Source organism: Microbacterium sp. AK009 (genome assembly GCF_013410955.1).
GTDB lineage: Bacteria > Actinomycetota > Actinomycetes > Actinomycetales > Microbacteriaceae > Microbacterium.
This window is the reverse complement of sequence record NZ_JACCCG010000002.1, coordinates 519829-543224: the sequence shown is the minus strand read 5'-3', so window position 1 is coordinate 543224 and position 23396 is coordinate 519829. Positions and strand designations below refer to the sequence as shown.

General features: G+C 70.0%; 19 protein-coding genes and 1 pseudogene. 15 read left to right on the top strand and 5 right to left on the bottom strand.

The annotated features are described in order from the left end of the window. Both HDC37_RS06550 and HDC37_RS06545 read left to right on the top strand, forming a co-directional pair. Window positions 1-1020 (top strand): annotated as a pseudogene (locus tag HDC37_RS06550) (hypothetical protein); the annotation flags it as partial. A 71-nt stretch (window positions 1021-1091) separates the two neighbouring features. Continuing rightward, window positions 1092-2420 (top strand): RIP metalloprotease, encoded by a 1329-nt coding sequence (locus HDC37_RS06545; protein WP_179559557.1) that lies wholly within the window; start codon window positions 1092-1094, stop codon window positions 2418-2420. 29 nt (window positions 2421-2449) lie between these two features. On the opposite strand, the gene HDC37_RS06540 is transcribed toward HDC37_RS06545, so the two are convergent. Further along, window positions 2450-4414, bottom strand: a complete 1965-nt coding sequence (locus HDC37_RS06540; protein ID WP_179559556.1) for an anthranilate synthase family protein — start codon at window positions 4412-4414, stop codon at window positions 2450-2452. A 196-nt stretch (window positions 4415-4610) separates the two neighbouring features. Between HDC37_RS06540 and ispG the strand changes: the two genes are divergently transcribed. Continuing rightward, window positions 4611-5762, top strand: coding sequence for a flavodoxin-dependent (E)-4-hydroxy-3-methylbut-2-enyl-diphosphate synthase (gene ispG / locus HDC37_RS06535; RefSeq protein WP_179559555.1), 1152 nt, complete (start codon window positions 4611-4613; stop codon window positions 5760-5762). Between the two features lie 74 nt (window positions 5763-5836). Here ispG and HDC37_RS06530 read toward each other — a convergent pair whose 3' ends face one another. Further along, window positions 5837-6856, bottom strand: coding sequence for a 1-aminocyclopropane-1-carboxylate deaminase (locus HDC37_RS06530; protein ID WP_179559554.1), 1020 nt, complete (start codon window positions 6854-6856; stop codon window positions 5837-5839). A 268-nt stretch (window positions 6857-7124) separates the two neighbouring features. Between HDC37_RS06530 and HDC37_RS06525 the strand changes: the two genes are divergently transcribed. Then, entirely contained in the window at window positions 7125-8924 is a 1800-nt protein-coding gene (locus HDC37_RS06525; protein ID WP_179559553.1) for a proline--tRNA ligase, read from the top strand. Here HDC37_RS06525 and HDC37_RS06520 read toward each other — a convergent pair. Beyond that, the gene (locus tag HDC37_RS06520; RefSeq protein ID WP_179559552.1) at window positions 8911-9738 is read right to left on the bottom strand and encodes a DUF1206 domain-containing protein; all 828 of its coding nucleotides are present in this window, start codon (window positions 9736-9738) and stop codon (window positions 8911-8913) included. The genes HDC37_RS06525 and HDC37_RS06520 overlap by 14 nt on opposite strands. Before the next feature lie 25 nt (window positions 9739-9763). Further along, entirely contained in the window at window positions 9764-11275 is a 1512-nt protein-coding gene (locus tag HDC37_RS06515) for a sodium:alanine symporter family protein (protein ID WP_179559551.1), read from the bottom strand. 96 nt (window positions 11276-11371) lie between these two features. Between HDC37_RS06515 and HDC37_RS06510 the strand changes: the two genes are divergently transcribed. The 5 genes from HDC37_RS06510 (at window position 11372) to rbfA (ending at window position 17988) form a co-directional block, all read left to right on the top strand. Continuing rightward, window positions 11372-13201, top strand: coding sequence for a lipase family protein (locus HDC37_RS06510; RefSeq protein ID WP_308472121.1), 1830 nt, complete (start codon window positions 11372-11374; stop codon window positions 13199-13201). 93 nt (window positions 13202-13294) lie between these two features. After that, window positions 13295-14284 (top strand): transcription termination factor NusA, encoded by a 990-nt coding sequence (nusA, locus tag HDC37_RS06505; RefSeq protein ID WP_179559549.1) that lies wholly within the window; start codon window positions 13295-13297, stop codon window positions 14282-14284. 34 nt (window positions 14285-14318) lie between these two features. Then, window positions 14319-14591 (top strand): YlxR family protein, encoded by a 273-nt coding sequence (locus tag HDC37_RS06500; protein WP_124292866.1) that lies wholly within the window; start codon window positions 14319-14321, stop codon window positions 14589-14591. 56 nt (window positions 14592-14647) lie between these two features. Further along, a complete protein-coding gene (gene infB, locus HDC37_RS06495; protein ID WP_308472120.1) occupies window positions 14648-17431 on the top strand; it encodes a translation initiation factor IF-2 in 2784 nt (927 codons plus the stop codon). Between the two features lie 128 nt (window positions 17432-17559). After that, window positions 17560-17988 (top strand): 30S ribosome-binding factor RbfA, encoded by a 429-nt coding sequence (gene rbfA / locus HDC37_RS06490; RefSeq protein ID WP_179559548.1) that lies wholly within the window; start codon window positions 17560-17562, stop codon window positions 17986-17988. Here the strand turns inward: rbfA and HDC37_RS06485 are convergent. Beyond that, the gene (locus HDC37_RS06485) at window positions 17937-18854 is read right to left on the bottom strand and encodes an A/G-specific adenine glycosylase (protein ID WP_179559547.1); all 918 of its coding nucleotides are present in this window, start codon (window positions 18852-18854) and stop codon (window positions 17937-17939) included. The two genes, rbfA and HDC37_RS06485, sit on opposite strands and share 52 nt — an antisense overlap. 60 nt (window positions 18855-18914) lie before the next feature. On the opposite strand from HDC37_RS06485, the gene HDC37_RS06480 reads away from it, so the two are divergent. From HDC37_RS06480 to deoC, 6 genes are read left to right on the top strand one after another with little or no spacing between them, the layout of a single operon-like run. After that, window positions 18915-19601 carry a uridine kinase gene (locus tag HDC37_RS06480; RefSeq protein ID WP_179559546.1) on the top strand — a complete coding sequence of 229 codons (687 nt, stop codon included), beginning with the start codon at window positions 18915-18917 and terminating at the stop codon, window positions 19599-19601. Further along, window positions 19601-20482 (top strand): tRNA pseudouridine(55) synthase TruB, encoded by an 882-nt coding sequence (truB, locus tag HDC37_RS06475; protein WP_179559545.1) that lies wholly within the window; start codon window positions 19601-19603, stop codon window positions 20480-20482. The genes HDC37_RS06480 and truB overlap by 1 nt, the downstream gene beginning before the upstream one ends. Beyond that, window positions 20479-20847, top strand: a complete 369-nt coding sequence (locus HDC37_RS06470; RefSeq protein ID WP_179559544.1) for a hypothetical protein — start codon at window positions 20479-20481, stop codon at window positions 20845-20847. Before truB ends, HDC37_RS06470 begins: the two co-directional genes overlap by 4 nt. A 37-nt stretch (window positions 20848-20884) precedes the next feature. Beyond that, window positions 20885-21331 carry a hypothetical protein gene (locus tag HDC37_RS06465; protein ID WP_179559543.1) on the top strand — a complete coding sequence of 149 codons (447 nt, stop codon included), beginning with the start codon at window positions 20885-20887 and terminating at the stop codon, window positions 21329-21331. After that, on the top strand, window positions 21328-22305 hold the full coding sequence (locus tag HDC37_RS06460) for a bifunctional riboflavin kinase/FAD synthetase (RefSeq protein ID WP_179559542.1): 978 nt from the start codon (window positions 21328-21330) through the stop codon (window positions 22303-22305). Before HDC37_RS06465 ends, HDC37_RS06460 begins: the two co-directional genes overlap by 4 nt. A gap of 45 nt (window positions 22306-22350) precedes the next feature. Beyond that, a complete protein-coding gene (gene deoC / locus HDC37_RS06455; protein WP_179559541.1) occupies window positions 22351-23358 on the top strand; it encodes a deoxyribose-phosphate aldolase in 1008 nt (335 codons plus the stop codon). Window positions 23359-23396 lie beyond the last annotated feature (38 nt).

Here is a 23396-nt window from a genome sequence, read left to right as displayed (position 1 = left end):
AAGAAGTACGCCATCCAACGCGCCGCCGTGCTGGACCCACGGCCGATACAGGAGCGGCATGACACGGCGATCCGGGAGCGGCGGGTGTGGGTCACCGACCTGGATGACACCCTGTCGGCGTTGACGATCGTGGGTGGGAACGTCTACATCCACGGCGCCTACCACCGGCTCACGGGCCAGGGCACCACGGTCAAGGACGTCGACCGCGCGAAACGGCGCACCTACGCCGCCGCGCAGGGCAAGGCGGAGAAGACGGGCGGGAGCGGTGGCAGTGACGGCACCGGTGACAGTGACAGTGACAGTGACGGCACCGGTGACGGTGACGGTGGCGGTAACGGCACAGGCAACAGCACCGGTGAGAGCTGCCCCTCGCTCGGCGAGGACGCCGAGCCGTGGTTTGATGACCGGTCGTTGGATGAGATCCGGTGCGACCTGGCCCTGGACATGCTTCTCGCCGGCTCCCCGGTGATCGACCCCACCGACGGGCGGGCGGGCGGGCTGGGGGCGATCCGCGCCGAGGTGCAGATCACCATCCCCATCACCACCCTCACCGGAGTGACGAACTCCGGGGCGGAACTCAACGGGGTCACCCCCGTCGACCCGGAGACCGCAAGGCGGATGGCCGGGACCGCGAAGATCTGGGAACGGGTGATGACCGACCCCATCACCGGAGTGGTCACCGTGGTGGACAGATACACCTTGCATCCATCCCAGACCCGGTTCCTCAACGCCCGGGATGTCACCTGCCGAACACCGGGCTGCCGAAGGCCGGCGAAGCTCTGCCATATCGACCACTCGAAGGACTTCGCTCTGGGTGGGCCCAGCTGCAACGACAACCTCTGCAACGAATGCGCCCGACACCACACCCTCAAGCACGCCACGAACTGGCACGTGGAACAGCTGCCCGGCGGCATCCTGAAATTCACCAGCCCCGGCGGGAAGACCTACGACAGCCACCCACCCTCACGGGTCGCCTTCGTCCCCACCGACGACGGCGGACTCGCTGTCGCACCCTTCTGACGTGATCGTTCGACCGAGCCCTGCCGCACACCCTCGGCTGACTCAAAGCACCCGGGTATAGCGTGAACGACGTGGAGGTCCTTGCATTCGTCATCGGCATCGCCCTGATGGTCGTCGGGCTGGCCGTCTCCATCGCCCTCCATGAGCTCGGCCACCTGTGGCCGGCGAAACGGTTCGGGGTGCGCGTCGGCCAGTACATGATCGGCTTCGGGCCGACGCTGTGGTCGCGTCGCATCGGCGAGACGGAGTACGGCGTCAAGGCGATCCCGCTCGGCGGCTACATCTCGATGGCGGGCATGTACCCGCCCTCGCCCAAGAGCGGGGAGCGCGGCGGTCGCGCGGGAGGCGGCTTCTTCGCCACGATGGTCCAGGATGCCCGGGCGGCGAACGACGAGACCCTCGACGGCGACGACGACAGCCGGGTGTTCTACAAGCTGCCAGTGTGGAAGCGCATCGTCGTCATGCTCGGCGGACCGATCATGAACTTCCTGTTCGCGATCGTGCTGTTCGCGATCCTGCTCTCGGGCATCGGTGTGCAGACCTCGACCACCACCGTGCAGACGATCAGCGAATGCGTCATCCCGGCGTCGGAGGAGCGCACGGCGTGCGAGCCCTCCGATCCCGCAGCCCCCGCCGCCGCGGCGGGCTTCCAGCCGGGCGATGAGATCGTCTCGATCGACGGCACGACGATCTCCACCTTCGCCGAGGCGTCCGAGATCATCCGTTCGTCTCCCGGCGACACCCTCTCGGTGGTGGTGCAGCGCGACGGTGAGGAGCGCACGCTCCAGCTCGTGCCCACGACCGCCGAGCGCGACGTGGACGACGAGGCTGGAAGGCCCGTGACGGATGCCGCGGGAGACCCCGTCACCGAAGAGGTGGGTTTCGCCGGCATCGCCCCCTCGTCGACCTACGTGCAGCAGCCGATCTGGGCAGGGCCGCAATTCGCGTTCGAGAACGTCGGCGCCGTCGCCCAGGTGATCTGGCAGTTGCCCGTGCGCATCTTCGATACGGCCACGACCCTGTTCACCGGCGAAGAGCGCGACCCCAACGGGCCACTCAGCGTCGTCGGCGTCGGCGTGCTCGCCGGCGAGGTCGCCGCTGCCGAGGCGCCGATCCTCAACCGGGTGGCCGGATTCCTCTCGCTCCTGGCATCGCTGAACGTCGCCCTGTTCGCCTTCAACCTCCTGCCCCTGCTGCCGCTGGACGGCGGGCACGTCGTCGTGGCGCTCTGGGACGGCATCAAGCGGGCCTGGGCGAAGCTGTTCCGCCGCCCGCCCCCGAAGCCGGTCGACGCCACCAAGCTCGTCCCCGTCACCTTCGTCGTCTTCATCGCCCTGCTGGTGATGGGTGGCACGCTGATCCTCGCCGATATCCTGAACCCGATCTCGCTCCTCGGCTGAGCGGGCGCCGTACGTCGGGCCGGCGGTGCTCAGGCGGTGACCGGCGAGAGTGCCGCGGCGACCAGGCGTTCGAGCGTCAGCATCCCGTCTCTGGACAGGATCGACTCCAGGTGCCCCTGGATCGACGCGAAGCCGGGCCCGCGGAGGGCGAAGACGTCACCGCTGACGGGGTCCGCCGCCACCTCGATCTCAGCGTCGGCGCCCACCCGGGTGGTTCCGGCGGGCACGCGCGCGGTGAAGGTGTTGTAGAAGCCGATGGATGCCGCCTCGCCGAAGACCTCGACGGTCTTCTGCAGCCCCTGGTGGGGCTGATCAAGGGGGACGAGATCGATGCCCAGGCCGTCGGCGAGGATCTGGTGGCTCAGGCACACCGCGACCAGAGGTCGGCCCTGGGACCGCCGACGGGCGACGACGTCGCGCATGCGCCGCATCCGCGGCGCGGACGGGTCTCGAGGGTCGCCCGGGCCGGGGCCGGATACGACCAGCTCGGCCGCGTCGATCTGCTCGTTCGAGACGCGGTCCCACGGCACGATCTCGACGTCGAGACCGAGGTGGCGCAGCTGATGAGCGAGCATCGTGGTGAACCGATCCTCGGCGTCGACGACGATCGCGGAGCGGCCGGCGAAAGGGCCCCCGCCTTCGGGGGCCGCCTGCGGGTTCAGCCAGAAGGCGGCCAGGCGGGAGTTGCGCGACGACAGCAGCGACGCGATACCGGGGTCGGATCCGAGCGGGCGCACCTCGGCGGCGGGAGCATCCTCGTCGATGGTGGCGTCCCCCGCGGCCAAGACCGGGAGGACAACCGGAGCCGGACGGTCGCGGGGAATCGCGCCGATGGCGCCCAGCACTCCCGCAGCCTTCCCGTGCGTCTCGCCGACCTCGCCATACGGATCCGAGTGGCGCACCAGGGTCGCGCCGACGGGAACGCGAAGGCGACCGCCGGCGAGGTAGGCCGTGCGGATGAGGATCGGCGCGTCGAGATCGTGCGTCGACTCGCCCTCGAGGATCGCGTCGGTGCGCGGGGTGAACAGGGCGGCGACCCCGGAGTAGTAGCCGCGGGGCGAGGTCTCGTGGCGTGTGATGACCGTGCACGCGTTCTGCATCGGAGATCCGGTCACGGTCGGGGCGAACATCGTCTCGCGGAGGATCTCGCGGGGGTCCAGGCGGCTGCGTCCCCGCAGCACGTACTCGGTGTGGGTGAGGCGCGACATCTCCTTCAAGTGCGGGCCGGTGATGCGCCCGCCGTCGGAGCACACCGCGCTCATCATCTTCAGCTCCTCGTCCACGACCATGAAGAGCTCCTCGGTCTCCTTCGTCGAACGGAGGAACTCGGTGAGCGTCTCGACGGTTGCGCCGCCCGCCGGGTGGCGGAACGTCCCGGAGATGGGGTTCATCGTCACCACGCCGTCGCGGGCGCTGACGTGGGCCTCGGGGCTCGCGCCGACGGCGACGTGGCCGGGGGTCACCACGGCGAAGGTCCAGTAAGCGCCGCGCTCGTGTTCGAGGAGGGCGCGGAACCAGGTCAGCGCGGCGGTCACCCGGTCGGCGTCGACGGCGGCGGTGAAGTCGCGCCGGATGACGAAGTTCGCTCCCTCGCCGCGGCCGATCTCGTCGGCGATCACGCGCCGCACGATGTCGGCGTACGCCTCGTCGTCGATGTCGAAGCCGGCGCCCTGCAGCGCGACCGGCGTGCTCGGCAGCTCGGCGAGCGCGTCGTCTCGAGAGATCACGGTGCGGCCGGTGACGACGAGGCACCGCAGCGGGGCGCCGTCGTCGTGACACGCGAAGCCGCGCTCGCGGACCTGGCGGAAGGGCACGAGGGCGAGGACCTCGCGCGGCGTGCCCGAGACGTCTATCAGCGGAATGTCGGCGAGGAGGTCGACGTCGATGACGTCGCCGGTCAGCAGCTCCACGGTCGCGGCGTCGCGGGCGATGAGGGCGAAGGGAAGGGCGCCCTGGGCGAGCTCGGCGAACAGGTCGTGGGGGAAGCCGGTCATCTCAGTCTTTCGTCAGGGGGCGGTCACCCTACGAAGAAGACCGCCCGGAGGCGGTCGGATGTCGCGCGAACATCACCGCCTACGCGGTGAGCCACCAGTGCGCCAACATGCCGCGAACCTACCACACCGGCATCCCGACACCGCGGACGAGCGGCTCTTCCCACCCTGGTCCACTCCCGCGGCGTAGGCTGAATCCGTGCCTGCTGTGAACATCGGTATGCCTCGTGTGCCCGAGGTCCTCGCCCCCCGCCGCAAGACCCGGCAGATCCGCGTCGGAAAGGTGCTGGTCGGTGGCGATGCCCCCGTCAGCGTCCAGTCCATGACCACGACGCCGACGACGAACATCAACGCCACCCTCCAGCAGATCGCCGAGCTGACGGCATCCGGCTGCGAGATCGTGCGCGTGGCGGTGCCGTCCCAGGACGACGCCGATGTGCTGCACATCATCGCCAAGAAGAGCCAGATCCCGGTCATCGCCGACATCCACTTCCAGCCGAAGTACGTGTTCCAGGCGATCGACGCCGGGTGCGGGGCCGTGCGGGTGAACCCCGGCAACATCCGCAAGTTCGACGACCAGGTGGGCGCCATCGCCAAGGCGGCCAAGGACGCCGGAGTGTCGCTGCGGATCGGCGTGAACGCCGGCTCGCTCGACCCGCGGCTGCTGGAGAAGTACGGGAAGGCCACCCCCGAGGCGCTCATGGAGAGTGCTGTGTGGGAGGCGTCGCTGTTCGAGGAGCACGACTTCCACGACTTCAAGATCTCGGTCAAGCACAACGACCCGGTCGTCATGGTCAAGGCCTACCGTCTGCTCGCCGAGCGCGGGGACTGGCCGCTGCACCTCGGCGTCACCGAGGCCGGCCCCGCTTTCCAGGGAACGATCAAGAGCGCGACGGCCTTCGGCATCCTGCTGGGGGAGGGGATCGGCGACACGATCCGCGTCTCGCTCTCTGCGCCCCCGGCCGAGGAGGTCAAGGTCGGCCACCAGATCCTGCAGTCGCTGAACCTCCGCGAGCGCAAGCTCGAGATCGTCTCGTGCCCGTCCTGCGGCCGGGCACAGGTCGACGTCTACTCCCTCGCCGACAACGTCACCGAGGGACTGAAGGACATGACCGTGCCCCTGCGGGTCGCGGTGATGGGCTGCGTCGTCAACGGCCCCGGCGAGGCGCGCGAGGCCGACCTCGGCGTCGCCTCCGGCAACGGCAAGGGACAGATCTTCGTGAAGGGCCAGGTCATCAAGACCGTCCCCGAGTCCGAGATCGTGGCCACCCTCATCGAGGAGGCCAACCGCATCGCCGACGAGATGGGCCCCGACGCCCCGCTCGGGACCGCGCAGGTCGTCACGAGCTGACGCCGGCGGGGTGCGCGGCGGTGCCGCGGCATCCCGAGCTCGGAGAACGCGGCGGGCGGATCAGTCGGGCGAGCTCAGGGCCAGAGCGCGTGATAGGCGTTGATCGCCGGCTGGCCGCCGAGGTGGGCGTACAGAACGGTGGATGACGCGGGGATGTCGCCGCCCTTCACCAGATCGATGAGGCCCGCGAGGGACTTCCCCTCGTAGACCGGGTCGGTGATCATCGCCTCGAGCTGGGCCCCGAGAGCCATGGCCTCCATCGTCGAGTCGACCGGGATGCCGTACAGGTCGCCGGCCCACCCCTCGAGCACCTGGATCTCGTCGTCGCGCAGGTCGCGGCCGAGTTCGATCAGTCCTGCGGTGTTCCGGGCGATGCGCGCCACCTGATCGCGCGTCTTCTCGATCGTCGCGGAGGCGTCGATGCCGATGACCCGTCGGCGGACGCCGGTCAGCTCCTCCAGCGCCGCGAATCCGGCGATCATCCCCGCGTGGGTGGATCCCGTGACCGTGCAGACGATGATCGTGTCGAAGAACACCCCGAGCGCCCTCTCCTGCTCGGCGACTTCGAAGGCCCAGTTGGCGAAACCGAGCCCGCCGAGTCGATGCTCGGACGCGCCCGCCGGGATCGGATAGGGGATGCCACCGGCGGCCTCGACCTCGGCCAGCGCCTGCTTCCACGAGTCGCGGATGCCGATGTCGAACCCCGCGTCGTCCAGACGCGAGTCCGCGCCCATCATGCGGGACAGGAGGATGTTGCCGACCCGGTCGTTCACCGGGTCATCCCACGGCACCCACTTCTCCTGGACCAGGCGTGCCTTCAGCCCCAGGTGCGCGGCGACGGCGGCGACCTGCCGGGTGTGATTGGACTGGTATCCGCCGATCGAGACGAGCGTGTCGGCGCCCGAGGCCAGCACGTCGGGGACGATGTACTCGAGTTTGCGGATCTTGTTGCCGCCGAAGGCCAGGCCGCTGGAGACGTCCTCGCGCTTGGCCCAGATCTGCGCCCCGCCGAGGTGCTGCGAGAGCCGATGAAGTGGCTGAAGCGGGCTCGGTCCGAAGGTGAGCGGATGCCGGGGGAACTCGTGCAGCTTCACGGTGCGCCTTTCGTGCGTGCGATACGGAAGTGGTTGCAATATATTGCATTCTCGCGTGCGATGCTTTGCTCCAGCATGCGAGCCGTCGCTTCCTGCATAGCGGGGCCGAGCGTCGATCGGTCCACAGATGACCGCTCTGGCCGGGACGACGGGGATCCGCGCCCTCAGCGTCAGGCCACAAAATTGCGCATGAACGGGGTGGGGGCGCCGTGGCGGCGGCTGCAGCCCGAACCCGTGACTCTCGAGCCTCACCCTAGACTTGTCGCTCGTGGTCACCCGTCTCTCGCACTTCTTCCTCCGCACGCTCCGCGAAGACCCCGCCGACGCCGAGGTGACCAGTCACCGCCTCCTCGTCCGCGCCGGGTACATCCGGCGCCAGGCGCCCGGGATCTTCGCCTGGCTGCCGCTGGGGCTGCGAGTCAAGGCCCGCATCGAGAACATCATCCGCGAGGAGATGTCGGCGATCGGGGCCTACGAGGTGCACTTCCCCGCACTCGTGCCCGCCGATCCCTACCGCGAGTCCGGTCGGTGGGAGGCCTACGGCGACGGGATCTTCCGGCTGAAAGACCGCAAGGACGCCGACTACCTGCTCGCGCCCACCCACGAGGAGCTCTTCACGCTGCTGGTGAAGGACCTCTACTCCTCGTACAAGGATCTGCCGCTGGCGATCTACCAGATCCAGGACAAGTACCGCGACGAGGCCCGGCCCCGCGCGGGACTTCTCCGCGGACGCGAGTTCACCATGAAGGACGCCTACTCGTTCGACTACACCGACGCCGGTCTCGACGTCTCCTACCAGGCGCAGCGCGACGCGTACGAGCGGATCTTCCAACGCCTGGGCCTGGAGTACGTCATCGTGCAGGCCGACAACGGCCTGATGGGTGGCGCCCGCAGCGAGGAGTTCCTCCACCCCACCTCGGTCGGCGAAGACACCTTCGTCCGTTCGGAGGGCGGGTACGCCGCCAACGTCGAGGCGTTCCAGACGATCGCGCCGGCCGCGCTCGCGATCGACGGTCTTCCCGCGCCGGTGATCTTCGACTCACCCGAAACCGCGACCATTCAGACCCTCGTCGATCACGCCAACGCCCATCTCAACGCGCCCGCCCCGGGTATCGCGGGGCCGGCGACCGACGACGCCACCCGCTGGACGGCGGCGCACACGCTCAAGAACGTTGTGCTCGCCCTCACCCACCTCGACGGCACACGCGAAGTCGTGGTCGTGGGTGTTCCCGGCGACCGGGACATCGATGACAAGCGCGCCGAGGTCGCTTTCGCGCCCGCAGAAGTCGAGGCCGCCACCGACGCCGACTTCGAGCGGAACCCGCAGCTCGTCCGCGGGTACATCGGACCGTGGTCCGAGACCGGGCCGATCCTGGGTGAGGGGTCGGCCAGCGGCATCCGCTACCTGCTGGACCCCCGCGTCGTGGACGGCACCAGCTGGATCACAGGAGCCAACATCCACGAGAAGCACGTGCACTCTCTCGTCGCTGGTCGCGATTTCGTCGGAGACGGCGTGGTGGATGTCGCCTCGGTGCGCGCCGGTGACCCGGCCCCCGACGGGTCGGGCCCGGTGTCTCTGGCACGGGGCATGGAGATCGGCCACGTCTTCCAGCTCGGCCGGTTCTTCGCCGAGACCCTCGGGCTGAAGGTGCTCGATGAGAATGGCAAGCTCGTGACCGTCACGATGGGCTCGTACGGGATCGGCGTCACGCGGATCCTCGCGATCCTCGCCGAGCTGAACAACGACGACAAGGGTCTGATCTGGCCGGCGTCGGTGTCTCCCTTCGACGTGCACGTGGTGGCGACCGGGAAGGATGCCGCGGCCTACGCTCTCGCGGAGGACATCGCCGCGCGCCTGGAGGCCTCGGGTCGCGACGTGCTCTACGACGACCGGCCGAAGGTCTCTCCCGGTGTGAAGTTCGCCGATGCCGAACTCGTCGGCGTGCCGCGCATCGTCATCGCGGGACGCGACGCCGGGGCCGGCAATGTCGAGCTGTGGGATCGTGCGACCGGCGAGCGTGAGGTCATGGACGTCGAGGCAGCGATCGCGCGGCTCACCGCCAGGTGAGTCGCGCGTACCGCGCCCGGAACATGCAGAACACGCCGTAGCAGAGCAGCCCGACCCCCACCGCCGCCACGAGGAACGGACCGAGGGCGAGGCGGAATAGCGCCTGCACGGCGCCGTCGAGACCTCCCGCGACGTCTGCATCGGCGGTCACCGTGGCGGTGAGCAGCAGGATCCCGACGATCGTCAGCGCGATGCCCTTGGCGAGGAACCCCACGACCCCGAGGAATCGGATGGTCGTGCCGAGCCGGCCGCCCGGCAGCGTCATCCGGTTCTCGAAGCTTCGTCGCACGCCCATGACGATGAACGCGACGCCGCCGATCCCCACTCCGAGGCCGGTGAGCCCGAGCACCGCGGCGCCGCCCCAGATGGCCAGAAGCACGGAACTGAGGTCTTCGGTGGTCTCCTCGGCGTCGGGGCGGGCGCCGAGCGCCACGGCGGCGGAGATGAGTCCCAGCGCGAGGAAGATCACAGCCTGTCCCACCGCTCCGAGGCGCCGGCCCCAGACGGCAAGGCGCATCTCGTCGCCCCGCCGCCGCATCAGCACGCTCTGCACGAGCTGCCAGAGGCCCAGTGCGGACAGTCCCACCGCCAGCGCCCACAGGGCCGCGAAACCCAGTGGCGCCGCGGCGATCGCCTTGAAGACCACCGTCTGGTCACTGGCTCCGTCCGAGCCCAGGGCGATCGCCAGGGTCAGCACCCCGAGGATCAGGTGCACCACTCCGTTCGCGACGTAGCCCGAGCGCGCGAGAACGCGGAACCACCCGGCGTCCTCCACGGCGCGTGCCGCGCTCCGTGCTTCGGTCGCCGCCCCCATCACTCCAGCGTAGCCACGCGTGCCGTCACGACCGCTCGGCGGGTGCGTGCAAGTGGTCGCGATGCTTCCGGCTCTGCCGCACGCGGGTCGGCAGGTCGATGGGACCCGTCACCGAGAGCTCGTCCTCCCACACCGAGATGCCGGTGACCTCGGGGAGTCGGTCGCGGGTGAAGACCGGGTCACGCCCCTCGCGTCGTTGCTGGGTGTAGTCCTTCAGCAGCCGGAAGGCGATGCCCGACAGCAGACCGATGGCGATGAGGTTGGTCAGAGCCATGAGGCCCATGACGCCGTCGGCGAGGTTCCAGACGAGATCCGCCCCGACGACCGATCCGACGAGGACGGCGACCACGACCAGGGCGCGGTAGACGGTGAGGAGCCAGGGTGCCGGGTTGATGAACTCGATGTTCGATTCGCCGTAGTAGTAATTGCCGAGGATCGACGAGAACGCCAGCAGGAAGATGATCACGCTCAACGCCACGCTCGACCAGCCACCGAGCGTGGACACCAGTGCTCCCTGCGTCAGGTCGATGCCGCGCTGAGCGCCGGCCAGGTCGGGCACCGAGACGAGGATGATGAACGCCGTGATCGAGCACACCAGAAAGGTGTCGAAGTAGACGCCCAGGGTCTGGACGAGGCCCTGCTTGACGGGGTGCGTCACCGCCGCGCTCGCCCCGGCGTTGGGCGCCGAACCCAGGCCCGCCTCGTTGGAGAACATGCCGCGCTTGACCCCCGTCAGCACGATGTACCCGAACGCGGCGCCGACGACCTCGTTGAACCCGAAGGCCTGGGTGAAGATCTGCGCGAACACCTCCGGCACCCGCTCGATGTTCACCGCCACGACGATCAGGCCGAGGAGCAGGTACGCCAGCGCCATGATGGGCACCAGCAGCTGCGTCACCGAGGCGATGCGGCGGACGCCCCCGAACACCACCAGTCCGGTGAGCACGGCGATCGCGCCGCCGATGAGCCAGGGGAGCCATCCGGGCGAGCCGTCGCCGATCGTGGCGACGACCGTGGCCGAGATGGTGTTGGCCTGCAGGGAGCTGAACGCGAACGGGAAGCAGACGATGAGGATGACGGCGAACCAGATCCCGAGCCACCGCGCCTTCAGGCCCCGCTCCATGTAGTACGCGGGTCCGCCGCGGAACCCGTCCTTATCGCGCACTTTGAACAGCTGCGCGAGCGACGATTCGATGAAGCTCGACGCGCCGCCCACGAACGCCATGAGCCACATCCAGAAGACCGCGCCCGGTCCGCCGACCGCGATCGCGGTGCCGACGCCGGCGATGTTGCCCACTCCCACGCGCGAGGCGGCGGAGATGGTGAACGCCTGGAAGGCCGACACCGACTGCGGCGCGCCGCTCTCGGTGCGGGGCGTGCGGTCGGTGAGAGTGCGGAACATCTCGGGGATGAGGCGGAACTGCACCACCCCTGAGCGGAGCGTGAAGTACAGCCCGAGCAGCACCACCACCGGCAGCACGACCCAGGTCCACAGGTTGTCGCCCCAGGTGAGGAGCCAGGCGTTGACGTCATCCATCCGCAAAGTATGGCGGGCGGCGTCGTCCAGGGCGACCACGCCGCTCCGCCGCCGGCGTCACGGCACCTCCCACCAGAGGCGAATAGGCTGGCCCGGGTGAGCGCACACCCGAACCCGCGCCGCGTCCGGTGGCGAACGCTCGCGCATTTCGCCACTCACGCGCCGCCGTGGGTGTCGGTGGTGATCGGGGCGGGCGCCCTGCTCCTGGGTCTCCTCGTCGTCACGCGGCCGCTCACCTCCCTCGTGCTCCTGGCGATCTACGTCGCGCTGAGTGCGCTGGCCACCGGCATCGCCGAGATCGTCCGCCCGAGGGAGCCGCGGTGGCTGTCGCGTGCGCTGGCGATCGTCTGGGTGGCGCTCGGTCTCGGCATCCTCCTGGGCCTGCGCGGCGCCCTGCAGATCCTTCCGGCCGCGATCGCGGTCCTGCTCGTCGTGGGGGGCCTGACCTCTCTCGCCGACGCTCTGATGCGCGGTCGCGCGAGCGAGCGCGTGCTCTCGGCGACCTGGGGTGCGAGCCAGATCGTCTTCGCCATCCTCTCCGTCACGTGGCCCGACGTGACCGTCCTCGTCGTCGCCGTGATCTTCGGTGTGCGCACCATCGTCTTCGGCGCGACCCAGCTCCTCCGGGTCGTGCGTCAGGCGGCGCTGTCCTCCCGTGCACGCGCCTCCGCCGACGGCTCGGCTCGGGAGTCGCGGCGGCTGCGCGGCTGGCAGGCGGTCGGGCGGTACGCCTTGTCGCTGCTTCTGGTGGCGGTGAGTGCCGGCGGCTGGTGGGTGAACGAATGGCTGCAGGACGGCGCCCCCGTCGTCGACGCGTTCTACACCCCGCCCGAGGTCGTGCCGTACGAGCACGGGCGGCTGATCCGCGCCGACGACTACTCCGGTCGTGCCCCGGAGGGGGGACAGGTCACGCGGATCCTGTACACCACGAGGGATGCCGCGGGCCAGCCGGCCGTCGCGAGCGGCCTCGTCATCTCGCCGGTGGACCCGCCGCGCGGTGCGCGCCCGGTCGTGATGTGGCACCACGGCACGACCGGTGTCGCGCGCGGGTGCGCGCCCAGCCTCCGCGACGACGCCGCCACGCGATGGGCGATCCCCGCCCTGGAGGACGCGCTGGCCAAGGGCTGGGTGGTCGTCTCCACCGATTACTCCGGGCAGGGTGCTCCCGGTGTCTTCCCGTATCTCATCGGGACCGGCGAGGCGAGGTCGTCCTTGGACGCGGTTCTCGCCTCGCGGGAGATCGACGGGCTGAACCTGTCGAAGCGGACGATGGCCTGGGGGCATTCCCAGGGCGGGCACGCGGCCCTGTGGGCGGCTCAGATCGCGGACGACTACGCCCCCGACGTCGATGTGCTGGGAGTGGCGGCCCTCGCTCCGGCGGCGGAGCCGGCGGAGCTTGCCGAGGAGCTCATCTCCGGCGAGCCGAACGCCCTCCTGGCGATCCTCATCTCCTGGGTCCTCGTGCCCTACTCCGACACGTATGACGACGTCGAACTGTCGCGGTATCTCGCTCCGGGCGCCGCGCCGATCGTCCGCGAGATGACGCAGCGCTGTCCCAGTGAACCCGGGGTGGTCGTCTCGGTCGCGACCGCGCTCGGGGTCTCCGCCGACAACCCGCTGTACGCCAGTGACCTCACCGCGGGCCCCCTCGGGGAACGACTGGAGGACAATGCCGCATCCGGCCCGTGGGAGGTGCCGGTCCTCCTGGCGTGGGGGAGCGCGGACGAGGTGATCCCTCCCTCACTCCAGGAGGACTTCGTCGCACGTTCCTGCGCTGCCGGCAATCGCATGCGGACGCTGGTGTACGACGAGTACGAGCACCTGCAGATCCTGCTGCCGGGCTCGCGGTTCCTGCCCGTCCTCATGCGCTGGAGCGATGAGCGGTTCCAGCTGCGCGACCTCGATCGCGACGACTGCGCGCGGTGACCGACCGACACCCTTGCGCGCCCCATCGGGTACCGTAGGAAGGATTCCGGAGCGGCTGGATACCGGAGAGAGCTGAATAGAGGAGAGGGCATCGTGGACATCGATCTCGGATTGCTGCGCACCATCGAGCGGGAGAAGGAGATCCCCTTCGACGAGCTGCTGCGCATCATCGAGCAGGCGATTCTGACCGCTTACGCCAAGCACTCCTCCGCCACCGGCGAGCTCCCTTCGGGTGCCCGTGCGCAGATCGACCGCAAGACCGGTCACGTGGCGATCTACCTGCCGCTCACCGACGAAGAGGGCGCGGTCATCGGCGAAGAGGAGACCACTCCCGACGACTTCGGCCGCATCGCCGCCTTCGCCGCCAAGCAGGTCATCAGCCAGCGTCTGCGCGACATCGCCGACGACGCGGTGCTGGGCGAGTTCCGCGGCAAGGAGGGCGACATCGTCGCCGGCATCGTGCAGCAGGGGCCGAATCCGCGCATGGTCCATGTGGACCTCGGCACCGTCGAGGCGATCCTTCCTCCCGAGGAGCAGGTCCCCGGGGAGGACTACCCCCATGGCGCGCGCCTGCGCGTGTACGTCACCTCGGTGTCCAAGGGCACCAAGGGTCCCTCCATCACGGTGTCGCGGACCCACCCGGGCCTGGTCCGAAAGCTCTTCGCCCTCGAGGTCCCCGAGATCGCCGACGGACTGGTCGAGATCGTCTCCCTCGCGCGGGAGGCGGGCCACCGCACCAAGATCGCGGTCAAAGCGATCGATCCGACGGTCAACGCCAAGGGCGCCTGCATCGGCGAACTCGGTCGGCGCGTGCGGGCCGTCACCGAAGAGCTCGGCGGGGAGAAGATCGACATCGTCGACTGGGACGGCGAGCTGGCGAAGTTCGTCGCGAACGCCCTCTCGCCGGCGAAGGTGACCTCCAGCTTCATCCTCGATTCGAACAGCAAGGCCGTCCGTGCGCTCGTCCCCGACTACCAGCTGTCGCTGGCCATCGGCAAGGAAGGGCAGAACGCACGTCTCGCGGCGAAGCTCACCGGCGCGAAGATCGACATCCAGCCGGACTCGATCCTGGAAGAGGGCTGATCGGGCACCGGGCCGACGCCCGGCGAGGTGTACCATGGAACCCGTACGAATGTGCGTCGGATGCCGCGCGCGTGCTCCCCGGGCCACCCTCCTGAGAGTGGTGGCGGTCGATTCTGTTCTCGTCTTCGATGAGCGCGCGTCGATGCCGGGGCGGGGCGCGTGGGTTCACGACACACAGGAGTGCGTGGATGCCGCAGTGCGGCGCCGCGCATTCATTCGCGCATTGCGGGTGTCAGGTGCGCCTGACACGAAAGCCCTCGAGAAACGGCTGAACGGCTATGGAAAAAAAGTGAACGGCTCGAAATGAGACCCGTCCGCGACTAACGGCCTGCCCTGTCTGGGTAGGCCCAGACAGGAGAATTTGTGGCTGCCAAACCACGCGTGCACGAGATCGCTTCCGAACTCGGCGTCGACAGCAAGGTCGCTCTGGCCAAGCTGAAGGAACTCGGCGAGTTCGTCAAGAGCCCCTCGTCGACCATCGAGCCCCCCGTGGCTCGCAAGCTCCGCGCTGCGCTGCAGGCGGACGGTGCTCCGGCCGCGGCCGGCGACACCAAGACCGCGCCCGCCCGCCCGGCGGGTCGCCCCGGCCCCTCGCGTCCTGCGCCCTCGGCCAAGCCGGCCGCGCCTGCGCCCGCCGCTCCGGCGGCGCCCGCAGCCCCGGCTGCTCCGCAGTCGTCGCCGCGCCCCGCGGCGCCCGGCGCACCGGCCCCCGCGGCCGAGCGTCCCGCTGCCGCCGCGCCCGAGGCTCCGGCTTCCTCCGCCCCCGCGCCTTCGCCGGCGGCACCGACCCCGCCCGCGCCGCGGCCGGGCGGCAGTGCTCCGCGTCCGGGTGCGCCGCGTCCGGGCAACAACCCGTTCTCCTCGCAGCAGGGGATGGGGCAGCGCCCCGCCGGCCCGCGCCCGGGAAACAACCCGTTCTCCTCGCAGCAGGGGATGGGCCAGCGTCCGACCCCCGGTAACATCCCGCGGCCGCAGGCCCCGCGTCCGGGCGCACCGCGCCCCGGCGCGCCGCGTCCCGGTGGCGCCGGTCGCCCCGGCGGCGGCGGGCGTCCCGGCGCGCCCTTCCAGCAGCGTCCCGGCGGTCCCGGTCGTCCCGGCGGCGGCGGTGGCGGCGGATTCCGCCCCGGTGCTCCCGCCGGCGGCGGCTTCGCCGGTCGCCCGGGTGGCGGCGGCGGTCGCGGTCGAGGCCCCGGCGGTGGCACCGCAGGTGCCTTCGGCAAGGGCGGCGGAAAGTCCAAGCAGCGCAAGTCGCGTCGGGCGAAGCGGCAGGAATTCGAGATGCGGTCGGCGCCCGTCGTCGGCGGCGTCAACGTTCAGAAGGGCAACGGCGAGATCATCCGCCTGCGCCGCGGCGCATCGATCTCCGACTTCGCGGACAAGCTCGAGGCCCTGCGCGGGTACACCGTGCAGCCCGGAACGCTCGTGACGATCCTGTTCAACCTCGGCGAGATGGCCACCGCGACCGAGTCCCTCGACGAAGCCACCTTCGAGGTGCTGGGCGAGGAGCTGGGCTACAAGATCCAGATGGTCTCGCCCGAGGACGAGGACAAGGAGCTCCTGGAGGGCTTCGGACTCGACCTCGATGCCGAGCTCGAGGCCGAGAGCGAAGAGGACCTGGAGATCCGTCCCCCGGTCGTGACCGTCATGGGTCACGTCGACCACGGTAAGACGCGACTGCTCGACGCCATCCGTCAGACCAACGTGGTCGCAGGCGAAGCCGGTGGCATCACCCAGCACATCGGCGCCTACCAGGTGTGGACCGAGCACGACGGCATCGAGCGCGCCGTCACCTTCATCGACACGCCGGGCCACGAGGCGTTCACCGCCATGCGTGCCCGTGGTGCGCAGGTGACCGACCTCGCGATCCTCGTGGTCGCCGCCGACGACGGCATCATGCCGCAGACGGTGGAGGCGCTGAACCACGCGCAGGCCGCGAACGTGCCGATCGTGGTCGCGGTGAACAAGATCGACAAGCCCGAGGCCAATCCCGCCAAGGTGCGTCAGCAGCTCACCGAGTACGGTCTGGTGGCTGAGGAGTACGGCGGCGACGTGATGTTCGTCGACGTGTCGGCGCGGAACAACATCGGCATCCAGGACCTCCTGGACGCGGTGCTGCTCACCGCCGATGCGGGACTCGATCTCACAGCCAACCCCAACAAGGCCGCCCGCGGTGTCGCCATCGAGGCCAAGCTCGACAAGGGCCGCGGTTCGGTCGCGACGGTGCTCATCCAGTCCGGAACCCTCCGGGTCGGCGACGCGATCGTGGCGGGCACCGCCTACGGCCGCGTCCGCGCGATGATCGACGAGAACGGCGAGCCGGTCGAAGAGGCCTACCCGTCCCGTCCCGTGCAGGTGCAGGGGCTCAACTCCGTGCCGCGCGCCGGCGACGTCTTCATCGTCACCGAGGAAGACCGCACCGCCCGTCAGATCGCCGAGAAGCGTGAAGCCGCGGAGCGCAACGCCGCCCTGGCGAAGGCCCGCAAGCGCATCTCGCTCGAGGACTTCACCCGTGCGCTGGAAGAGGGCAAGGTCGAGTCGCTCAACCTCATCATCAAGGGCGACGTCTCCGGTGCCGTCGAGGCGCTGGAGGAGTCGCTGCTGAAGATCGAGGTCGATGACAGCGTGCAGCTGCGCATCATCCACCGCGGCGTCGGCGCGATCACCGAGTCGGACATCAACCTGGCCACGATCGACAACGCGATCGTGATCGGCTTCAACGTCCGCCCCGACACCAAGGCGCGCGAGCGCGCTGCCCGTGAGGGTGTGGACGTGCGGTTCTACTCGGTCATCTACAACGCGATCGACGACGTCGAGCAGTCCCTGACGGGCATGCTCAAGCCGGAATACGAAGAGGTCCAGTCGGGCGTCGCCGAGATCCGCGAGGTGTTCCGCTCCTCGAAGTTCGGCAACATCGCCGGTGTGATCGTCCGCTCCGGCACGATCACGCGCAACGCCAAGGCGCGGGTCATCCGCGACGGCGTCGTGATCGCCGACGGCTTGGCGATCGAGTCGCTGCGCCGGTTCAAGGATGACGTCACCGAGGTCCGCACGGACTTCGAGGCCGGTATCGGGCTCGGCAAGTACAACGACATCCAGATCGGCGACGAGATCGAGACGACCGAAATGGTGGAGAAGCCGCGCGGCTGATCGATCGCTGAGGGCTCCGGTGACGGATGCGCCCTGGACAACAGGACCCCCAAGACCCCGACTGTCCAGGGCGCATCCGTCACCTCCGCCCGGTCGAGACGCCTCGGGGTGGAAGTAAGGAGAAGAAGATGGCTGGGGAACGACAGGCTCGACTGGCTGACCGCATCAAGGTGCTGATCGCCGAGCGACTGGAGAAGGGGCTGCGCGATCCGCGGTTGGGGTTCGTCACCATCACCGATGTGAAGGTGACCGGCGACCTGCAGCACGCCTCGGTGTTCTACACCGTCCTCGGCGACGAGGAGGCGCGTCTGGCCTCCGGTGAGGCCCTGCGCCGGGCCACGGGCATGCTCCGCAGCGAAGTCGGCCGGGGCCTGGGCGTCCGGCTCACCCCCACCCTGGAGTTCATCCCCGACGCGCTCCCCGAGAACGCCGGTCACATCGAAGACCTCCTGCGTCAGGCGCGCGAGCGCGACCAGGCGGTGGCCGGACTGGCGTCCTCCGCGACCTACGCCGGCGAGGCCGACCCGTACGTCAAGCCGCGCGACGACGAGGACTGACCCCGCACCGGAAGGCGCAGCATCCCCGCGGATGCCTCGACAAGGCCATCCGACACGAGGGAGTCGATCGCGCGGTCGCGCTGGAGGGAGTCCGGCCAGTCCGGGAGCACCGACTCCTGCGGCACGTCGTGCGCGGCCTCCCTGAGCGCTTTCAGCACCGCTCCGCGGGCTTGCCGGTCGCTGCCCTCGTAGCGCGCCTGGCGCCGGCGTGCGTCGCCGGTGTCGGGGTACCCCGCCGCCCGCCACGCGCACATCGCCGACAGGGGGCAGGCCGCGCACCGAGGTGCCCGCGCGGTGCAGACCGTCGCGCCGAGTTCCATCGCCGCCGCATTGACGATCGCGGCGGCGTCGTCGGCGGGCGGGAGGATCGCCTCCATCGCCGAGAGGTCACGGCGCGCAGGCGGTCCCGGCTGGGACCGCCCGTCCACGGCGCGGGCGAGCACCCTGCGGGTGTTGGTGTCCACCACCGGGTGCCGCAGGCCGTACGCGAAGACCGCCACAGCCCGGGCGGTGTAGTCGCCGATCCCGGTCAGTGCGAGGAGCGCATCGACGTCGTGCGGCACGACCCCGCCGTGCCGGTCGCGGATCTCGGTGGCGGCCCGGTGCAGCCACAGCGCGCGCCGCGGATAGCCGAGATTCGCCCACTGCCTCACCGCCTCGGCCGGCGGATCGGCGGCAAGGCTCGCCGGGGCGGGCCAGCGCACGAGCCACGCCCTCAGATGCGGGATGACGCGGTTCACCGGCGTCTGCTGGAGCATGAACTCCGACACGAGCGTGCCCCAGGCCGGGAAGCCGGGGCGTCGCCAGGGCAGGTCGCGCGCGTGGTCGCGATACCACGCGATGAGCGGCGTGGCGAGGTCGGGCATGGCGATCAGCCTAGACAGGACCGCGCGGTGCGCGGGCCGCGCCGTCGTAGGCTGAACCCCATGCAGTTGCCCGTCACGCCGGCCACCACGCTGTGGCGGTCGCTTCGCGATGAGGTGCGTCAGCACTACCGTGCGGGCCGCATCATGCTCGCCGTCGACGGCATCGACGGCGCCGGCAAGACCACCTTCGCCGACCATCTCGCTCAGGTCTTCGCCGAGGACGGCTCGGCGGTCTTCCGCGCCTCCATCGACGGATTCCACCGTCCTCGCGCGGAGCGGTACGCGCGCGGGCGGACCTCGCCCGAGGGCTTCTACCGCGACTCGTTCGACGACGCCACCTTCCGCCGCGTGCTCATCGAGCCCTTTCGTGACGGGGCCCAGACCGGCGGCTCGACCGGGTTCCAGCTCGCCGCGTTCGACCACCGTCGCGACGCCCCGGTCGAGACCGAGTGGGTGACCGGTCCTCGAGACGCGGTCCTCATCGTCGACGGCATCTTCCTGCTGCGTCCCGAACTCCGCGGGATCTGGCACTGGTCGGTCTGGCTGGACACGCCGGTCGACGTCGCCGCGGCCCGCGTGGCCGCCCGCGAGGGCACCGACCCCGACCCGTGGGCCGCCTCGAACGCCCGCTACCGTCAGGGCCAGGAGCTCTATCTGCAGGAGGCCGATCCCCGCGCCGTGGCCTCCGCCATCGTCGACAACACCGACCCGGAGCATCCCCGTCGCGTCTGGGCGGACTCCTGCTGATGGCGGGCATCCTCCTGGTCGACAAGCCCTCCGGCATCACCAGCCACGATGTCGTCGCCCGCGCTCGACGCGCGCGGGGGACGCGGAAGGTCGGCCACGCCGGGACGCTCGACCCGATGGCGACGGGGCTCCTGGTGCTGGGGGTGGACGCGGCCACGCGCCTGCTCACCTTCGTCGTCGGACTCGACAAGACCTACGAGGCGACCATCCGTCTCGGCGAGGCGACCACCACCGACGACGCCGACGGGGAGACAACGACGGTGACGGATGCCTCGGGCGTGACCGCCGCCGAGATCGAGACCCACCTCGCGGGACTCCGGGGCTCGATCTCGCAGGTTCCGAGCACCTACTCCGCCATCAAGGTCGACGGACGGCGCGCCTACGACCTGGCCCGAGCGGGGGAGGAGGTCCGGCTGGCGGCGCGGGAGGTGACGGTGTTCCGTCTCGAGGTCACCGAGGAGCGCCGCACCGGGACCATGATCGACCTCGACGTGACGGTGGACTGCTCCAGCGGCACCTACGTCCGTTCGCTCGCCCGCGACCTCGGCGTCGCCCTCGGCGTGGGTGGCCATCTCACGGCTCTGCGCCGCACGCGCATCGGTCCGTTCATGATCGCCGACGCGGTCGGCGTCGATGACCTGGCCGAGGCGTCACCGTGGCCGCCGGCGGAGGCCGCCGCGGCGGTGCTCGGCGCACTCGGCGTCACTGCGGCGCAGGCCCGTGACCTTCGTCACGGCAAGCGGCTGGCCGGGATCGCCTCGGCTCTCCCCGGCCCGCGCGCGGCGGCGATCGACCCCGACGGGGCCCTGGTCGGCATCGTCGAACGTCGGGGGGACGACATCAAGAGCGTCGTCAACATGCCCGAGGAGGTCACGGGATGATTCTGTGGTTCACCCTGATCCAGGTCGGCGTCGCCGTGGCAGCGGGGCTGCTCGGCGTCATCCTCGGTCTTGCCGGACGCCGACCCAGTGACCTCACCGTCGGGGCGATGGCCCTCGTCGAAGTGCTGCTGATCGTGCAGATCGTCGTCGCGATCATCGCGCCCTTCGCCGGCAACCCGCCCAGCGGCAGCCTGCTGGAGTTCTGGGTCTACCTCGTCTCGGCGGCCCTCCTCCCGCCCGCAGGAGTCGCCTGGGCGCTGGTGGAACGCAGCCGGTGGAGCACGGTGATCATGGGCGTCGCCGCTCTCGCCGTGGCGGTGATGGTGTGGCGGATGCAGGTGATCTGGACCATCCAGCTCGCCTGAGCGCCCGGCAGGCGGCGAACGTAGGATGGGGTACGCCATGATCTCGACCCCCCGCCCTCGCATGACCGGCATCGGCCGTGTCCTCGTCATCGTCTACGGCATCATGGCGCTGGCCGCCACGGGTCGCTCCTTCGTCCAGATCGTCCGCGAGTTCGATGAGGCGCCGCTGGCCTACACGCTCTCGGCGCTCGCGGCGGTGGTCTACATCCTCGCCACGCTCGCACTGATCTTCTCCGGGTCGCGCACCTGGTATCGCGTCGCGTGGATCGCCATCTGCTTCGAACTCGCCGGCGTCCTCATCATCGGGACGCTCAGCTTCGTCCTGCCCGCCCTGTTCGCCCACCCCACCGTGTGGTCGTGGTTCGGAGCGGGGTATCTGCTGATCCCTCTGGTTCTTCCCTTCCTCGGGCTGTGGTGGCTGATCCTGCACCGCCCGGTGGTACGCCCGGCCGCGGCGGCTCCCGCCGACGCGGTGGCGCGATGATCGTCTTCCGCAGCCCGGAGGACATCCCCGCCGAGTATGGGCCCTCCGTCGTCGCCATCGGGAAGTTCGACGGCGTGCATGCCGGCCATCGCGCACTCATCGAGCGGGCCAGGGTCAACGCCGCCACGATGGGAACTCCGGTCGTCGCGGTGACCTTCGATCGCAATCCGCTCGCGCTCCTGCGCCCGGACCTGTGCCCGGTGAGCCTCGTCGGACCTGACCAGAAGCTCCGGCTCCTGGCGGAGGCGGGGGTCGACGCTACACTCATGCTGACGTTCGACCGCGAGCTCGCCGACCTCGAGCCGCGGCAGTTCGTCCAGACGCTGCTGGTCGACGCCCTCGGGGTGGCGATGCTCCTCGTCGGTCGCGACTTCCGGTTCGGCCGGGGCGGAGCGGGAGATGTGACGCTTCTGGAGGAGCTCGCCGCCGAGCACGGCTTCTCTTTGCAGGTCGTCGACGACGTCCGAGCCGTCGAGGGCGAGCGCCGCGTGTCGTCGACGTGGATACGCGAGCTCCTCGAAGCCGGCGACGTCGACAGGGCCGCGAAGCTCCTCGGGCGAGCCCCGTCGGTGCGGGGCGAGGTGGTGCACGGGTTGAAGCGGGGGAGGGAGCTCGGCTACCCCACCGCCAACCTGTCCGCGGATCGCGAAGGGTACGTCCCCGCCGACGGCGTCTACGCCGGCTGGCTCGTGGACGAGGGGCCGATCACGACGAGTCTGCCTGAGGGCCCGCGCAGCAGCATCCGCTATCCCGCCGCCATCAGCATCGGAACCAATCCCACCTTCGACGACGTCACCGGTCGGCAGGTGGAGGCCTACGTTCTCGACGAAACCGATCTCGACCTCTACGGTCACCGGGTCGAGGTGCAGTTCAGCCATCGGATCCGGGCCATGGGGGCTTTCGAGGGGATTCCGCAGCTGATCGCCCAGATGGCCGACGACGTCGACCGTGTGCGCGCGGCGCTGACCGTCTAGGCTTGAGGTTTGCCCGACCGCAGGCAACCGGGAAAGGGAAGGGCCATGAGCCGCACCGAACTTCAGACGCTCACCGAGCGCGCCGTCGATCTCCTCGGCGGGGAGCCGGATGACACCACCCTCCGGCGCTACCTGCACGGCCTCCCCGGCGTCGACGCCGTCGGTCTCGAACAGCGCGCCGCGGCTCTCGGGACGCGCTCGATCAAGACGACCTCCAAGGCCTGGGCGCTGGACCGCATCATCCAACTGATCGATCTCACCACCCTCGAGGGTGCCGACACCCCGGGCAAGGTGCGCTCTCTCGTTGCGAAGGCGCTCACCCCCGACCCGTCCGACCCCACCTGTCCCCGCGTGGCGGCCGTCTGCGTGTACGGAGATATGGTCCCCGATGCCGTGGCGGCCCTGGGCGCAGCGCACGGCGATCCCGACGACGCCCTGATCAGCGTTGCGGCCGTGGCCACCGCCTTTCCGAGCGGCCGCGCGTCGCTGGCCATCAAGCTCGCCGACACCGCCGAGGCGGTGGCCGCCGGCGCCGACGAGATCGACATGGTGATCGACCGCGGTGCGTTCCTCTCGGGGCGCTACGGACTGGTGTTCGACCAGATCGTGCAGGTCAAGCAGGCTTGCCGTCGTGCTGACGGAAGCTTCGCCTCGCTGAAGGTCATCCTCGAGACCGGCGAATTGAACACCTACGACAACATCAAGCGCGCCTCGTGGCTGGCGATCCTCGCCGGCGCCGACTTCATCAAGACCTCCACCGGCAAGGTGCAGCCCGCCGCCACGCGCCCGACGACCCTCCTCATGCTCGAGGTGGTGCGCGACTGGTACCGCGCCACCGGGCAGCGGGTAGGGGTCAAACCCGCCGGCGGCATCCGCACCGCCAAGGACGCCATCGCCTATCTGGTGCTCGTGGCCGAGACGGTGGGGGAGGAGTGGCTCCAGCCGCACCTGTTCCGCTACGGCGCATCATCGCTGTTGAACGACGTCCTCCGCCAGCGGCAGAAGCTGCGCTCCGGCCACTACACCGGCGCCGATTACGTCACGATCGACTGAGGAGACCCGGATGACCCGCGAGCTCGACACCACGAAAG